Genomic DNA, 15,656 nt, shown 5'->3' on the forward strand with positions numbered 1-15,656 from the left:
GGCGGGGTGGGGATGCGGGCGATGGTCTCCAGGGTGGTGTCCGTCGCGCCGGCCAGTTCGGCCTGGATGCCGGCGATGGAGCCGCCCTCGGCCTGGCGGCGCTTGATCGCGACGATCTGCAGCAGGTGGCGCCTGCCGTACAGGGCGACCCGGCCCCGGCGGGTCAGGGGCGGGTCGAGCAGGCCGATCGTCGTGTACCACCGGACGAGGCGCTCGTTGGGCACGTCACGGACCCGGCCGTTGGATCGCTGGGAGGTGGGGCTCAGCGTGGCCGCCGCCCGCTCCACCAGCTCGCCGATCGTCCAGGAGTCGCTCATGGGCTCATAGTGACACTGTAATCATTACAGTGTCAACGTTTAGCGCGGCCGGGACCGGTTAAGGCTTCTATGACGACAAATGGCCATTTCACGACTCCTGAGGGGGAGATCATTCATGGCGCAGATCACCAGCTCACTGTCGGCCGACAACCAGAAGATCACCGGTGAGGCCCTGCAGGGGGCGCTCATCGACCTGCTCGACCTCTCGCTCGTGGGCAAGCAGGCCCACTGGAACCTGATCGGGCGCAACTTCCGGTCGCTGCACCTCCAGCTCGACGAGATCGTGTCGATCGGGCGCCTGCGCGCCGACGACGTCGCCGAGCGCGCCGTGGCCCTCGGGGTGAACCCCGACGGGCGGGCCGCGACCGTGGGGCGTGACACCCGGCTCGACCAGCTCCAGGCGGGGTACATCGACGACGGCAAGGTCGTCGCCGCGTTCACCGACATCCTCGGCGGCCTGGTCACGCGCATGCGCGAGCGCATCGCCGCCACCGAGGAGGCCGACCCGGTCTCGCAGGACCTGCTGATCGAGATCACCCAGGACCTGGAGAAGCAGCACTGGATGATCCAGGCCCAGCGCTGACGCACCGGCGCGTTCTCAAAGGAGATCGCGGGCGAGGTGGGCGATCGGGGGGCCGGCGGCCAGCAGGGCGCGCAACGCGTCCCAGCGGCCCGTCCCTGCCGCCCCTTCCGCGGCGCCCGGCGGCAGGCCCACCTCGGCCAGGACCCGGGGCCACTCGTCCGGCCCTGAGGCGGGCGCCGCGCGTTCCAGCCGGTCGAGCACCGGCCCGCCCGAGTCCCGGGCGAGCAGGGACAGCAGGTGCGGCCAGCGGACCGTGAGCACCGCCAGCTTGGCCACCTCCTCGTCCGAGGCCCCCGGCGCGCCCGCGAGCGCCCGCCGGTAGGTGACGAAGGAGTAGAACCTGAACACGTTGACGTACCGCTTGAGCTCGCGCGGGTTGCTCGGCGTCAGCGCGGGCAGCGCCCGCTCGATGGCGGTGTACGCCTTCTGGTCGCTGTACAGGTCGTCGTGGACGCGATCCGCCGCGAGCCGCGCCGCCGCCGAAAGCCCGCCGATGGCGTCGTCCAGGCCGCCCGGCTCCCACCGTGGGCCTCGGCCGGGGGCGTCCGGGGCGGTCGGCTCTCGCCCCCGGTAAGGTCCGGGGCCGAGGGCGTCCTGGGCCTGCCGGGCCGCCGCGTCCAGGTCGCGGGCCGTCGGGCCGAGCCTCCTGATGGCCGTCTCGATGCGGTCGACCAGCTCCGGATCGGGCCGCGCGGTGCCGGACGGCCCGCCCGCTCCGGCCCCCTCGCCGCGCTCGCCGCCGCCCGCGCCGTACGGCTCCGCCGGTACGCCCAGCAGGGTGCGCAGGTAGGCGGCGACCCGCGCCCCGTCGTCCGGCGCCGGCACGCTGAGCGGAAGCTGCACGATCTTCTCCAGGAACCGCCATCCGAGGCCCGACCGCTCCTCCGCGCCGGCCGGCAGCGAGCCGGCGAGGTCGCGGTAGGCCACCTCGACGTGCGCGGCCACCACCTCAGGCTCCATCGCCAGCACGAAGACGCAGTTGGGGAACTCGCCGGCCAGGAACAGGTTCACGGCCTCGATGACCTGCGCGACCGTGCCCGGCGAGCACCTGTCCAGGTCGTCCACGAACACCACCAGGGGCCGTTCCGCGCTCGCCACCATGTCGAGCACCCGGCGCATGTCGGTCTGCACCAGGTGCAGGAACCCGGTCCTGGACCGGTAGCCGGGGTCGGGTACCAGCTCGCCCGCCGATTCGGGCACCGGTCCGAGCAGGTCGGGCTGGCGGACCAGCCTGCGGAACGTGGCGTCGGCCGACTCGCTGAGGAAACGCGTCAGCCGCACCGCCGCCGCGACCAGCACGACCAGCGTGCCCCCCGACCCGACGGCGGCCGCCGTGCCGCGCAGGGCCGGGCCGAAGGCGGGCACCAGGACCGAGGCGGCCAGGGCCGCGACGGTGGACAGCGCGGTCGCGCCCAGCGCCAGGGCCACCGGCAGCAGCCGGGTGGCGGCCAGCCGGTAGGCGCGGCGGCGCACCGCGTCGCGGTCGATCCGCGACAGGTTGAGCGTCAGCCAGAAGCGCTCCCGCTCGCCCCGGGGCAGCCGGCAGGTGACCTGGCTGATGATCTCGTGAGCGAGGCCCGCCCAGACCTGCTCCCCGCTCTGGTACATCCACGGGTTGAACCACACGGTCGGCCGCCAGTCGGCGGGCCGCAGCGGCAACTCCCCGGGGACCGCGTGCTCCACACCACCGTCCCTCGGCGCGCCGACCCGCGCCAGGACCTCGGCATTGGTCACCCCGCCAGGTCCGCGCCGCCGGTGCGGCGGCCAGCCCCGGTCTGCGGCGTCCGGGCCGCCGGTCCGCGGGAGGACCTCGGCGTTGGTCACCCCGTCCGGTCCGCGTGGCCAGGCACGGGCGGCCGCGTCCGGGGCGGTGCCCCGCCCGGGGGCCCGGTTCAGGTGGATTCCGGCGGGACGGTCGCTGGCGGCGCCGGGGTCGAGCAGGTCCTGGACCATGCGCATCAGCGAGGTCTTGCCCGCCCCCCACGGCCCCTTGACGCCGATCGTCAGCGGCGGGCGCGTGTCGGGATGGCGGACGAACGCCGCGATGGCCTCGGCGTACACGCGGTGGCCGAGCCGGTCGTCGATCGTCCACCGGTCGCCGGTCAGCCGGGCCCGGGGGCGTACGGCCCGGCGGGCGGCGCGCCGGAGCCGCAGCATGGCGGACACCTGGGCCAGTTCCTCGGGCTCCAGCCGCCCGGCGACCGCGCGCCGGACCGCGGGGTCGGCGAACGGCGTGTTCCGGCCGAGCAGCCCCCACTCCGCCAGCTCCCCGAGCGCCGCGCCGGACGGGGTGCCCTCGCACAGCAGCGCGGCCAGCTCGGGCGTGAGCGGCTCGTCCTCGGCCAGCAGCGCGGCGCGGCGCAGCAGCTCCCGGGCGTCCTCGCCGAGGTGGACGTCGTAGATCCTGCTCACCAGCTCGGCGGCCGACACCGCGGGCACGGCGTCCCCGGCGACGGCCAGCCGGGCCAGGGCCGGCCCGAACGCGGCGCCGAGGTCGGGCGCCGAGGCCCGCGCCGACGCGACCCCGATCAGCTCGCCCTCCCCGTAGGTGAGCAGGCACGGCCGCCGGTCGTCGCCGAGCTCCGCGCAGCGCTCCTCGGCGTACCGGTGCAGGTCGCCCACCGACACGGTGCCGTCGCGGTCGAGGTCGGCCTCGCCCGACAGGATGCCCTCGGCGAGGATCGCGGTGAGGGACGCGGCGCGCACCGGCCGTTCACCGGGGACGGTGGCGCTGGTGGTGAGCGCGGCGGCCGCGGCCACCGGCTCGCCCCTGACCCGCAGGCGGCTCACGGTCTCGTGGGCCCGTCCTGGCCCGGCGGTGACCAGCCAGCCGAAGTCGACGACCAGCACCAGCGCGGCGCCGTCCGACCGCTCGACCCTGCGGGCGAACTCGGCCATCAGCGCGCCGAACTCGCGCCGTCCCCACCCGGACTCGGTGGACCACCGGACCAGCAGCAGGTCGCCCGGTTCGACGGCGTCCAGGAAGGCGCCGACGAGCCGGTGGTCGCCCGCGTCGCACTCGGCGGTCTCCACGGCGTACCCGCGCGCGGCGAGGGCGTGGACGAGCCTGCGGTCGGCCCCGCCCGCCGCCTGCCTGCCGTCGCGGTCGAGGAAGACCAGCGCCCTGCGCGTCCGGATCACCGGGGCGGGCGGCGCGGAAACGATCATCGAGGTCATCGGCGGGCTCCCGTGGCCGGCCGCGGGCCCGGCGGCCCCGGGCCGCGCGGTACGGCGCTCGCCCGATGCTCCCAGAGCCCGCCCCGCCCCCGGCGGCGGTGCGAACGGCCACGACCGCCGCTTTACCCGAACTTTGCCCCCTCCGCACGCCCGCCTGCGGTCAGAGGTCGCGGGACCAGGTTTGGAAGGTGACCTCGGTGCCGTAGGCGGGGGCGGTGTGTTCCTCGTCGAGCCGGAATCCGGCCCGTTCGTAGATGCGCCGCGCCCCGGCGAGCGCCGCGATGGTCATGAGCATGATCCGCTCGTAGCCGGACCTTCTGGCGAACGCGAGGCACTCCTCGACCAGCCGGCCGCCGATGCCCATGCCCCGCGTGCCCGGCTCGACCAGCAGCAGCCGGAGCTGGGCGGTGCGGTCGTCCCTCCTGACGCAGAACACCGAGCCCACCGGCTCGCCGTCCACCTCGGCGATCCAGCCGGTCTCGCGCTTGGGGTCGTGGTCCTCGGCGTAGTCCGCCGCGATGCGGGCGGTCATCGCCTCGAAGGTCTCGTCCCAGCCCTGCTCCTCGGCGTACAGCGTGCCGTGCCGGTGCACCACCCAGCCGAGGTCGCCGGGGCGGGGCGGGCGGATGACGTACGGTTCCGGGCGCGGCGGCCCGCCGAGTACGCCCTGGATCGTGGTCATGGCCGAGATGAGGCGCCGCCGGTCCTCCTGGCCGAGCGGGGCCAGCAGCTCGCGCACCGCGGCGGCCGAGGCCGCGTCCAGGGTGCGGAACACCGCATGTCCGGCCTCGCTGAGCAGGACGATCTGCCGCCGGGCGTCGGCGGCCGAGCGCTCCCGCGTGACCAGCCCGCCGGTCTCGAAGCGGGCGAGCATCCGGCTGAGGTACCCGGCGTCCAGGCCGAGCATCCGCCGCAGCTCGCCGGCCTCCATCGACCCCCGCCGGTCCAGCTCGAACAGCACCCTGGCCTCGGTGAGGGAGTACGAGGTGTCGAGCATCTCGGCGCCGAGCACGCCGATGACGCGCGTGTAGAAGCGGTTGAACGCGCGAACCCCGGCGACCAGCTCGTCCATCGTTGCTCCAATCAACTGATTCGTTGCCTCAGTCAAACATAATGCGACCCGAAGATCCAGACCGCGACCGATCCAGGGAGGCCGCGAAGGTCCCCGGCGGGACGCGGGCACCACGCGGCCATCCGCCGGGCCCCAGGCTGGTACCGGGCGCTATTGTCGATCACATGACAACGGGGTACGACGTCCTCTACATCGGCGGATACACCCCCGGCACCGGGGGCTCGGGCGCCGGGCTGACGGTGGTACGGCGGGAGGAGGGCGGGGTGCTCAAGGCCCTGGCCGAGACCACCGCCCCCGGCCCGTCCTTCCTCGCCCTGCATCCCCGGCTGCCCGTGCTGTACGCGGTGCTGGAGCGGGAGGAGGGCGGCGTGGCCGCCTACTCCGCCGACCCCGACGGCCCCGGCCTGCTCGCCGACGGGTCCAGCGGGGGCTCCTACCCCTGCCACCTCGCCGTCGACCCGGCCGGGAAGTGGCTGGCGGTCGCCAACTACGGCGACGGCACGGTGGCGGTGTACCGGCTCGGCAGCTCCGGCCTGTTCGACGGCCGCCCCCGGCTGTTCCCCCACCAGGGCCACGGCCCCGACCCCGCGCGGCAGGCCGAGCCGCACGCCCACCAGGCCGTGTTCGGCCCCGGCCGGGTGCTGCACGTCTCCGACCTCGGCACCGACGAGATCCGCCGCCACCTGCTCGCCGCCGAGCCGGAGCTCCACCCCGAGGGCCCCGTCCGGCTGACGCCGGGCAGCGGCCCCCGCCACATGGTCCGCGACGAGGACCGCTGGTACGTCGCCGGCGAGCTGGACGGCATGGTCACCGTCCTGGACGCCGAGTGGCGCGAGCTCGGCCGGGTCCGGGCCAGCGGGTCCGCCGGCCCGAACCTCGTCTCCCACATCGAGCTCTCCGCCGACGGCCGCCACCTGTACGTGGCCAACCGGGGCCCCGACACCATCGCGGTCTTCGCCGTCGAGGCCGGCGCCGGCGCCGGGCTGGTCCCGGTGGCCGAGGTGGGCTGCGGCGGCCTGTGGCCCCGGCACTTCGCCCTGGCGGGCGAGCACATGTATGTGGCCAACCAGCGCTCCGACACCGTCGTCACGCTCCTGCTGCGCGACGGGGTCCCCGAGCCGACGGGGGAGGCCTTCCAGGTCGGCAGCCCCTCGTGCGTGCTCGTCGCACCCGCCTGACCCGGCCGGGTGCCCAGGTCGTACGGCGTACGAGGCGGCTCTGGCACCGGGGACCCCGCGGGGGATGTACCTTCGCGGGGGTAATGAGACGCTCTCACCACTTGGTCTAGACCAATGTTGGCGGCTGCGGCACAATGCCTTGGTCGGTGGCCGTGCCCGGGACGCGTGAAGGCATCCCGGCGGTCGCGGAGCTCGACATAGTCTGACTGTGTATCCCATCGGGAGGAACCCGCCATGCGTATCGGAGTACTCACAGGGGGCGGAGACTGCCCCGGTCTCAACGCGGTGATCCGCGCCGTCGTCCGCAAGGGCGTGAGCACCTACGGCCACGAGTTCGTGGGGTTCCGCGACGGGTGGCGCGGCCCGCTCGAGGGCGACACGATGCCGCTGGAGATCCAGACCGTCCGGGGCATCCTCCCGCGCGGCGGGACGATCCTCGGCTCCTCGCGGACCAACCCCATCAAGATCGACGGCGGCGTCGACCGCATCAAGAAGAACCTCGCGGACGGCGACGTCGACGCGCTGATCGCGATCGGCGGCGAGGACACCCTCGGGGTCGCCAAGCAGCTCTACGACCTCGGCGTCAACGTGATCGGCGTCCCCAAGACGATCGACAACGACCTCAACGCCACCGACTACACCTTCGGCTTCGACACGGCCGTCAACATCGCCACCGAGGCGATCGACCGCCTGCACACCACGGCCGAGTCCCACCACCGCGCCCTGATCTGCGAGGTCATGGGCCGCCACGCCGGCTGGATCGCGCTGCACGCCGGCATGGCCGGCGGCGCCAACGTCATCCTGATCCCCGAGAAGCCGTTCGACATCGACAAGGTCTGCGAGTACGTCGAGAGCCGCTTCAAGATCCGCTACTCGCCCATCATCGTGGTCGCCGAGGGCGCGCACCCGGTCGAGGGCCAGATGGCGCTCCAGGCCGGCGAGCTCGACTCCTTCGGCCACGTCCGCCTCGGCGGCATCGGCGAGCTGCTGGCCCACGAGATCGAGAAGCGCACGGGCAAGGAGGCCCGCACGACCGTGCTCGGCCACGTCCAGCGCGGCGGCACCCCGAGCGCGTTCGACCGGGTCCTCGCGACCCGCTTCGGCCTGCAGGCCATCGACGCCGCCCACGAGGGCGACTTCGGCAAGATGGTCGCGCTGCGCGGCACCGACATCGTCAGGGTCGGCCTCGACGCGGCGACCTCCGAGCTCAAGACCGTGCCGCCGTCGCGCTACCAGGAGGCCGAGGTCTTCTTCGGCTGATCGTCCCCGCGCCACCACGGCCCCCGGCGCCTCGGCCGGGGGCACGGCGCCCGCTTGCCATCGCATCCGGATTCCGGCGGTGAGAAACGGACATGAGGTCGTAGATCCGGCCGAGCGCCGGAACGGGTCGCGGGGGCCGGCGTGGCGGGCCCCCGGGCGTCAGGGGGTCCGGCGGCCCGTCATCCGGGATAAATTGAATGGTGCCGCCTGGGGGAACTCCCATCCGCCCGGCGCGGCGTCCGCCTGATCTCTCACCATCGCTCCGGAGGCGATCCCATGTCCGACGTGCCCCCCTCCGCTCTGGGCGAGCCGTGCGTGCTGCTCAAACTGGGGGAGGTCGTCCTCAAGGGCAAGAACCGCGAGCTCTTCGAACGACAACTGCAGATGAACATCAAGTTCGCGCTGAAGAGCCTCGGCGTCAAGGTCGACGTCCGGCAGCGGCACGGGGTCATCGCGATCCTGCTCCCCGAGGGCACCGGCGTGGAGACCGCCGACGCCATCGCCCTTCGCCTCACCGACGTGATCGGCCTGGTGTGGATCCACCGCGCCTGGCGGGTCGCCAAGGACCCCGACGCCGTCACCGCCGCGGCGCTGGAACTGGTCGCCGACCGCCCCGAGGTGGAGCGGAAGGCCACGTTCGCCGTGCGCTCCCGCCGCCGCGACAAGCGGTTCCCCCTGCGCTCCAACGAGCTCGACCGCGTGGTCGGCGGCGCCATCAACGACAAGTACGGCCTGCCGGTGCGCCTGAAGAACCCCGAGCTGACGGTCAGCATCGAGGTCGACAGGGACGAGGTGTTCGTCTTCATCGACGGGATGCCCGGCCAGGGCGGCCTGCCGGTGGGCACCAGCGGGCGCGGCCTGGTGCTGATGTCGGGCGGCATCGACTCGCCGGTCGCCGCCTACCGCATGCTGCGTCGCGGCCTCCAGCTCGACTTCCTGCACTTCTCCGGCATCCCGTTCACGACCTCGGAGTCCATCTACAAGGCGTACGCGCTCGTCCGCGCCCTCGGCCGGTTCCAGGGGAACGCGCGGCTGTTCGTGGTGCCGTTCGGCAAGGCCCAGCAGTCGCTGAAGGCCTCCGGCGCCGACCGGCTCCAGGTGGTCGCCCAGCGCCGCCTGATGCTCAAGACCGCCGAGGAGGTCGCCTACCGTCTGCGGCGCCGCGTCCTGATCACCGGCGACTCGCTCGGCCAGGTCTCCTCGCAGACGCTGCAGAACATCACGGCGCTGGACGACGCGGTGTCCATGCCGATCCTGCGGCCGCTCATCGGCATGGACAAGAGCGAGATCATCGCCGACGCCCGCCGCATCGGCACGCTCCAGATCTCCGAGCTGCCCGACGAGGACTGCTGCACCCTGCTCACCCCGCGCCGGGTCGAGACCCAGGCCAGGATCGCCGACCTGCGGCAGATCGAGAAGCGCCTGGACGCCGAGGAGCTCGCCGTCCAGCTCGCCGGCTCCATCCAGGAGTACAAGATCACGGACTGACGCGGGCGGCGCGGGGGCGGGCCACGCGCCGGGCCCGGGGCCCGGCGGCCCGGTCAGCGCAGGGAGTGGACCACCCACACGTTGGGTTCGACGTACACCGCGTGGTCCTGCTCGACGTCGCAGTGGACGGGAACCAGCGCGTCCGGCACCACGGTCGGCCCCGAGGTGTCGAACGGCAGGCCGGTCCAGCCGCGCCACTCGACGAGCGTGCCCGCCACCACCATCGACCGCGGCGCCACCTTCGTGATCACCCCGCCGGCGCGGGCGTGCACGCGCAGCCAGGGGTCTTCGGGCAGGCCGTCCTCCCGGCGCAGCGCCGCGTACTCGGTCATGGGCGTCCACGGCCGCAGATGCTTGCCGTTCGGGCGCACCGGGGCGACCAGGCGGTCGAAGCCCAGCCGGGCGACCTGGTCGCGCAGGGCCTTGAGCATGACGCCCGACAGCCCCTTGCCCTGCTTGTCCGGCCGGAGCGTGATCTCCAGGGCCGAGACCGTGTCGGGGGTCTGGCCGCGCCTGCGGGTGCGCAGGGCGCGCCACAGGGCGCCGTCCCAGCCGTTGTCGGGCAGTTCCTCCTCGCCGAGCAGGAACGGCACGCACAGGGCGCGCGCCACCAGTTCGCCGGGCTCGTCGAGGTCCACGGCGACCAGCGTGTACTCGGCGAACTCCTCGGCCGCGACCGGGTAGTGCAGGTTTGCGGTGAGGTCCTCCTTCATGAAGACCGGCCAGCTGTCGGCCATGGTCCACAACCCGGCGGCCAGGTCGGGCCGCTCGGCGAGCGTGGTGATGTGCAGATCCATGCCCGGATCGTCGTCAGTACCGGCGCTCTCGTCAACAGATCAGCCACCGCCCATCGCCCATCGCCCATCGCCAGTCGCCGGTCGTCCGCCGCCGGGACCCCGCCGACGCGTGAGGCGGCCGGGCCGGCGCCCGCGCTCCCGGGAAGGGGCGTCCCCCTTCCCGTCGGCGCGGGCGGGTGCCCGGTGGCGCTACGGCACCGGGACGAGCGCCGTCGCGGCGACGCGGTCGAGAAGGGGCGGGAAGTCGCGCATGACGCGGGCCAGCTCGCCGAGATCGCCGTCCACCAGGGCCTGCGGGCCGTCGCAGAGCGCCTGCTCGGGATGCGGGTGCACGTCGATGATCACCCCGTCGGCCCCCGCGGCGATGGCCGACCGGGTCAGCGGGAGCACCAGGTCGCGGTGGCCGCCCGAGTGCGAGGGGTCGACGATGACCGGCAGGTGCGACAGCCGCTGGACCACCGGCACCGCCGAGATGTCCAGGGTGTTTCGGGTCGCGGTCTCGAACGTGCGGATGCCCCGCTCGCACAGCACGATGTCCAGGTTGCCGCGCTGCGCGATGTACTCGGCCGCCATCAGCCACTCCTCGATCGTGGCGTTCATGCCGCGCTTCAGCATGACCGGCCTGCCCGCCGCCCCGACGGCCCGCAGCAGCGCGAAGTTCTGCATGTTTCGCGTGCCGACCTGCAGCATGTCGGCGTACGAGGCCACCAGGTCCACCTCACGGGCGTCCACGACCTCGGTGACGATCGGCAGGCCGGTCTCCTCGCGCACCTCGGCGAGGATCCGCAGCCCGGCCTCGCCGAGCCCCTGGAACGCGTACGGCGAGGTCCGGGGCTTGAAGGCGCCGCCGCGCAGCAATGTCGCGCCGGCGGCGATGGCCATGCGCGCCGCCCCCAGCGTCTGCTCGGGCGTCTCCACCGCGCACGGCCCGGCGATCAGGGTGACGGTGTCCGGCCCGATCGGCACACCCCCCACCCGCACCGTCGATCTCTCGGGATGGTTCTCCCTGCTCACCAGCTTGTACGGGGTCGAGACGCGGATGACGTCGGCCACGCCCGGCAGGCTCCCGATGTTCAGGGTGCCGAACTGCGCGATGTCCCCGACGAGGCCGATGATCGTGCGGTTGACGCCACGGCTGACGAACGCGTCGCCGCCCGCCGTGGCCACGAGGTCGACGACGGCGTCGACGTCCTGCTGCGTGGCCTCGGGAGTCATGACGATGACCATGGTGATGTCCCTTCTTGCCGGGCTCCGGTGAGCCCTTCGTGAACGAGGTGCGTGGGCGGGTGGGGCGGCCGGACAACGAAAAAGGCCCCGGGTCCGTTGGGACCCGGGGCCTTCGTCGACGTTTGCCGGTCAGCGCAGCATCTGACGGCGAACGGTCCGCTCCGCGGGTCCGTCGCCATACCAAAACTCGATCGCCATGCGCATGGTCCGCAGTCTAGCGCACGGCCGCCGCGCCACGCCGGTGAGACCGGGTGCCGATGGCGGGCGGCCGGGCGGGCGATGGCAGGATTGCCGCGTGCCGGATCCGACGGAGGAAGATCGGCTGCCCCCAGGGCAGCACGTTCCGCGCGGCCATCCGGTCGTCCACTATGGCCGGGTTCCCACCTTCCGGCCGGAAAAGTGGAACCTCTCGGTGTTCGGCGCGACCGCCTCCGGGCAGGAGGCCCGCCTCACCTGGCCGGAGTTCTCCGCCCTGCCGCGCACGACCGTCGTCGCCGACTTCCACTGCGTCACCAAGTTCTCGATCATGGGCAAGGAGTGGGGCGGCGTCTCGGCCGGGACCCTGATGCGCGCCGCGCCTCCCGCGCCCGGCGTCGGCCACGTCATGGTGTGGGGGGAGTACGGCTACAGCGCCAACCTGCGCCTGGCCGACTTCGAGCGCGACTCCACGATCTTCGCCCTGGAGCTGGACGAGCGTCCGCTGACGGCCGAGCGGGGGTTCCCCGTCCGCATCGTGGTCCCCCACCTGTACGCGTGGAAGAGCGTGAAGTGGGTGCGGGCCGTGGAATACCTGCTGGACGACCGGCGGGGCTTCTGGGAGGACCGCGGCTACCACAACCTGGGCGATCCGTGGCGGGAACAGCGGTACGCCTATCAGGAGGATCCCGGAGACGGCCCTCCGTAGAGTTCGCCCACGATCACGTTACGTCACCTATTACGGTTGCCCGCATGCTCCTTACCGGGTGGGCACTGTTATGCCTTCTGAGCGGCCTCGCGGGGTACACCGTGGGCCGGCGCCGCGGGCCGAGGCGATGCGACCCCGCGGGCAACCCCACGTTCGCCACCCTGCACCTCGCCGCCATGGCCGCCCCCTACCTGCGCGGCGGGCTGGCCCGCGACTCCGCGCGCAGGGCCGCCCGCCACCTGCGCGCCCTGCTCGGGACGGCCGCGCTCGCGGTGACCTCCACCGACCAGGTGCTCGCCTGGGACGGCGCCTGGGAGTCCACGGGCGACGCGCACGTCCGCGACCTCCTCGGTCACGTCCACGGCGTGCTGGCGGGCGGGCGGCCCCACCTGGTCGCCGGCGACGAGCTGTTCTGCGAGGCCGAGGACTGCGCCATCCGCAGCGCCGTCGTGGTGCCCCTGACCGTGGACGGGCGGGTCATCGGCGCCCTGGCCGCCTACGACGCCCAGGTCAGCGCGGCGCTCGTCCGGGCCGCCACCGAGGTCGGGCAGTGGGCCTCCGGGCAGCTCGAGCTGGCCGAGCTGGACGCCACCCGGCGGCGGGCGCTGGAGGCCGAGACGCGGGCCCTGCGGGCGCAGATCTCCCCGCACTTCGTCTGCAACTCGCTGGCCACGATCGCCTCCTTCACCCGGACCGACCCCGACCGGGCCCGCGAGCTGCTGCTGGACTTCGCCGACTTCGCGCGGCACGCCCTGCGCCGCGCGGGCGACCTCACCACCCTGTCGGACGAGCTGACCTGCGTCGACCGCTACCTGCTGCTCGAACGGGCCCGGTTCGGCGACAAGCTGCGCTACGTCGTGGACGTCGTCAGGGAGGTGCTGCCGGTCCCCGTGCCGTTCCTGTGCCTGCAGCCCCTGGTCGAGAACGCGATCACCCACGGCATCCGGCGCGGCGGCGGCTCGGGCGAGGTGAGCGTCGTGGTCCGCGACCTCGGCAACGAGGTGCACATCACCGTCGAGGACGACGGGGCCGGCATGGACCCCGCCCGGGTGCGGGAGATGCTCAACGGCCGGCCGCCGAGCGGCGAGAGCGGCGGCATCGGCCTGGCCAACGTCGACGTCCGGCTGCGGCAGATCTACGGCCAGGAGTACGGCCTGGTCATCGACACCGCGCCGGGGGAGGGAACCACGGTCCGCATGCGCGTACCGAAAATCCGGCCAAGTCATGGCTAAACGGAGTCACCCGATTACATGATGCCGGGCCGGGTCTTGCCCGGGGGGCGCTCCGGGCGGCAGCGTGGACATCATGCTCCGTGTCTTTGCGGTCGACGATGAAGTGCACGCGCTGTCGGAGCTGGCCTACCTCCTCCGGCAGGACGGCCGCGTCGAGCAGGTGCTGGCGGCCTCGGACGGGGTCGCCGCGCTGCGGGACATGGTCGCGATGGTCGGCGCCGGGGAACGGCTCGACGGCGTGTTCCTGGACATCCGCATGCCCGGCCTCAACGGGCTCGACCTGGCCAGGCTGGTCGGCGCCTTCCCGATCCCGCCCAAACTGGTGTTCGTCACCGCGCACGACGACCGCGCGGTGCAGGCGTTCGAGCTGGAGGCCGTGGACTACCTGCTCAAACCGCTGCGGCCCGAACGGGTCGCCGAGGCGGTGCGGCGCCTGGAGGCGGCCACCTTCGGCCCCTCGGCGGCCGAGGCGGCGATGGACGACGTCATCCCGGTCGAGCTGAGCGGGCGCACCAGCTTCGTCCCCCAGCACACGGTCACCTACGCCGAGGCCCGCGGCGACTACGTGCGCCTGCACACCCCCGAGGGCACCCACCTGGTCCGGATGTCGCTGGCCGCCCTGGAGCGCCGCTGGGCCACCTCCGGGTTCATCCGCATCCACCGCAGCACTCTGGTGTCGGCGCGGCACGTCACCGAGATGCGCTTCGACGAGGGCCGCATCGTGCTCCGCGTCGGCGCGACCACCCTGCCGGTCAGCCGCCGCCACACCCGCCGCGTGCGCGAGCAACTCGTCCGCCAGTTCCGCGGCGGCCTGCCACCCGCCCCCGACGTCCCCGCGCGGCCCCCAGGCGGTTCTCCCGCCTCCGAGGTGCCCGTGCGGCCCTCGGGCGGCCCGCCCGCCGCCGACGGGCCCGCGCGAGCCCCCGGCCTACCGCCGGTCGGCGGTGAGGCGCCGCTCGTCGCACCATCACGTTCCGTATGACGCTGGCTACTGACCGTTCGCCGAGCGGGCCGCCAAGCACCCCCGCGACCCCGATGACCCGCCGTAATGTCGTGCCCGTCGAAGAGCCACACTGCGTGACCGGGGGGGACGACCGGCCGGAAGGCCGGGCAGACCTTGGCTACGCGGACCCGATGACGACCGCCCGGCGGGTGCGCCCACGCGCCCGCGGGGAGGTCGTCCCAGGTCGCCGGGCCCTTACCGGGGGGTAGGGCCCGGCCGGCCTCGGCGGGGTGGGGTGTTCGCCCGCAGGCCGGCAGGCCCGCGGTGATCCGGTCTCAAGGGGGGCGTCCGGATCACCGAGCGAACACCCCACCACACCGTCCCGACCCGCACGGACACCCCCGCACCAGTCTGATCTCCGGATATCCCGCCATACTGGTCGCGATTCCCACGCGGGCGCCTCGCCAGGACGGGATCAGTCCTCGTCGCGGAGTTTCTTGAGGAGCAGGATGTCCTCGCGGTGCCGGTCGGCCTTGCCCGGGGTCTCGATGCACAGCGGGACCCCCGCCGCGACCGGGTGGCGCATGAGCTCGCCGAACGCCCGCGCGCCGATGAGCCCGGCCCCGATGTTCTCGTGGCGGTCCCGCGTGGACCCGCAGGGGTCCTTGGAGTCGTTGGCGTGCAGGAGCCGCAGCCGGCCCGGCGCCACCGCGTGCAGCGCGTCGAGCATGATCCCCATCCCGCCCTCGGGGGCGATGTCGTGCCCGGCGGCGAAGGCGTGGCAGGTGTCCAGGCAGATGTTCGCCCGGGGGTGGAACTCCAGCGCCTCCAGGTAGGGGCCGATGTCCTGCACGGTGGCGCAGAGCATCCGCTGCTGGCCGGCCATCGGCTCCAGCAGCAGGTCGGGCCCGTCCTCGGGGATCTCCTCCAGCAGCGGCAGCAGGTGCTCGTGGAGCTGGCGCATCGCGTCGTCGCGCGGCTGGGTCACGGCGGACCCGGTGTGCACGACGACGCCCAGCGCGCCCGTCTCCACGCCCCGCCGCAGCGAGTGCCGGATCATCTCGACGGACTTCTCCAGGGTGTCGGCGCTCGGGGAGCCCATGTTCACCAGATAGGGCGTGTGGATGTACACGGGGACGCCGGAGTCGCGCAGCGCGGCGTCCTCCGCGGGCTTGCCGGCCGCGAGCGCCCAGCCACGGGGATTGGTCACGAAGACCTGGATCATCTCGGCTTCGATCTCGGCCGCGTAGCGCAGGCCCCCCGTGGCCAGACCGCCCGTGACCAGCGCGTGCCCGCCGATGAGAGAGGTTACGGTCATGGTGCCCCCAGCCTACGGGAGCCGCCCGGATGCCGCCGCTCCCACCCGCGTGAGCCGCCCGGATCCCACCGCCACCGGCCCGCGTGAGCCGCCCGGACCCCACGGCCACCGGCCTTCGGGAGGCGCATGGATGCCACAAGCGTCCCGTCCGCCCCCGCGG

The 15,656-nt window shown here is 73.6% G+C and carries 13 protein-coding genes; 7 read left to right on the forward strand and 6 right to left on the reverse strand.

Annotation, left to right across the window (positions count from 1 at the left end):
• The coding region (locus tag NYZ98_RS12455; RefSeq protein WP_262842810.1) for a helix-turn-helix domain-containing protein at window positions 1-317 on the reverse strand (317 nt) is incomplete at its 3' end.
• A 115-nt stretch (window positions 318-432) separates the two neighbouring features.
• Here NYZ98_RS12455 and NYZ98_RS12460 point away from each other — a divergent pair.
• Window positions 433-900 carry a Dps family protein gene (locus NYZ98_RS12460; RefSeq protein WP_262842811.1) on the forward strand — a complete coding sequence of 156 codons (468 nt, stop codon included), beginning with the start codon at window positions 433-435 and terminating at the stop codon, window positions 898-900.
• 15 nt (window positions 901-915) lie between these two features.
• On the opposite strand, the gene NYZ98_RS12465 is transcribed toward NYZ98_RS12460, so the two are convergent.
• Both NYZ98_RS12465 and NYZ98_RS12470 read right to left on the reverse strand, forming a co-directional pair.
• The gene (locus tag NYZ98_RS12465) at window positions 916-4,077 is read right to left on the reverse strand and encodes a KAP family NTPase (protein WP_262842813.1); all 3,162 of its coding nucleotides are present in this window, start codon (window positions 4,075-4,077) and stop codon (window positions 916-918) included.
• 160 nt (window positions 4,078-4,237) lie between these two features.
• Window positions 4,238-5,149 carry a bifunctional helix-turn-helix transcriptional regulator/GNAT family N-acetyltransferase gene (locus tag NYZ98_RS12470; RefSeq protein ID WP_262842814.1) on the reverse strand — a complete coding sequence of 304 codons (912 nt, stop codon included), beginning with the start codon at window positions 5,147-5,149 and terminating at the stop codon, window positions 4,238-4,240.
• Between the two features lie 164 nt (window positions 5,150-5,313).
• On the opposite strand from NYZ98_RS12470, the gene NYZ98_RS12475 reads away from it, so the two are divergent.
• The 3 genes from NYZ98_RS12475 to thiI all read left to right on the forward strand — a co-directional run bounded on the left by NYZ98_RS12475 (window position 5,314) and on the right by thiI (window position 9,075).
• On the forward strand, window positions 5,314-6,327 hold the full coding sequence (locus NYZ98_RS12475; protein WP_262842816.1) for a lactonase family protein: 1,014 nt from the start codon (window positions 5,314-5,316) through the stop codon (window positions 6,325-6,327).
• A gap of 234 nt (window positions 6,328-6,561) precedes the next feature.
• On the forward strand, window positions 6,562-7,587 hold the full coding sequence (locus NYZ98_RS12480) for a 6-phosphofructokinase (RefSeq protein ID WP_262842817.1): 1,026 nt from the start codon (window positions 6,562-6,564) through the stop codon (window positions 7,585-7,587).
• A gap of 276 nt (window positions 7,588-7,863) precedes the next feature.
• Window positions 7,864-9,075, forward strand: a complete 1,212-nt coding sequence (gene thiI, locus NYZ98_RS12485; RefSeq protein WP_262842818.1) for a tRNA uracil 4-sulfurtransferase ThiI — start codon at window positions 7,864-7,866, stop codon at window positions 9,073-9,075.
• 53 nt (window positions 9,076-9,128) lie between these two features.
• Here thiI and NYZ98_RS12490 read toward each other — a convergent pair whose 3' ends face one another.
• Window positions 9,129-9,872: an N-acetyltransferase gene (locus NYZ98_RS12490; RefSeq protein ID WP_262842819.1), complete on the reverse strand. Its 744-nt coding sequence runs from the start codon at window positions 9,870-9,872 to the stop codon at window positions 9,129-9,131.
• 189 nt (window positions 9,873-10,061) lie between these two features.
• Window positions 10,062-11,099, reverse strand: coding sequence for a 3-deoxy-7-phosphoheptulonate synthase (aroF, locus tag NYZ98_RS12495; protein WP_262842820.1), 1,038 nt, complete (start codon window positions 11,097-11,099; stop codon window positions 10,062-10,064).
• Between the two features lie 295 nt (window positions 11,100-11,394).
• Between aroF and NYZ98_RS12500 the strand changes: the two genes are divergently transcribed.
• From NYZ98_RS12500 to NYZ98_RS12510, 3 genes are all read left to right on the forward strand, one after another.
• The gene (locus NYZ98_RS12500; RefSeq protein WP_262842821.1) at window positions 11,395-12,003 is read left to right on the forward strand and encodes a molybdopterin-dependent oxidoreductase; all 609 of its coding nucleotides are present in this window, start codon (window positions 11,395-11,397) and stop codon (window positions 12,001-12,003) included.
• 44 nt (window positions 12,004-12,047) lie between these two features.
• Complete coding sequence (locus tag NYZ98_RS12505; RefSeq protein ID WP_262842822.1) at window positions 12,048-13,235, forward strand: histidine kinase; 1,188 nt, start codon at window positions 12,048-12,050, stop codon at window positions 13,233-13,235.
• A 73-nt stretch (window positions 13,236-13,308) separates the two neighbouring features.
• Window positions 13,309-14,217 carry a LytTR family transcriptional regulator DNA-binding domain-containing protein gene (locus NYZ98_RS12510; RefSeq protein WP_316249560.1) on the forward strand — a complete coding sequence of 303 codons (909 nt, stop codon included), beginning with the start codon at window positions 13,309-13,311 and terminating at the stop codon, window positions 14,215-14,217.
• Window positions 14,218-14,653: 436 nt separating this feature from the next.
• Here the strand turns inward: NYZ98_RS12510 and NYZ98_RS12515 are convergent, their stop codons facing one another.
• The gene (locus NYZ98_RS12515) at window positions 14,654-15,496 is read right to left on the reverse strand and encodes a deoxyribonuclease IV (protein WP_262842823.1); all 843 of its coding nucleotides are present in this window, start codon (window positions 15,494-15,496) and stop codon (window positions 14,654-14,656) included.
• Window positions 15,497-15,656 lie beyond the last annotated feature (160 nt).

It is taken from the genome of Sphaerisporangium corydalis (genome assembly GCF_025506355.1).
Taxonomy (GTDB): Bacteria; Actinomycetota; Actinomycetes; order Streptosporangiales; family Streptosporangiaceae; genus Sphaerisporangium; species Sphaerisporangium corydalis.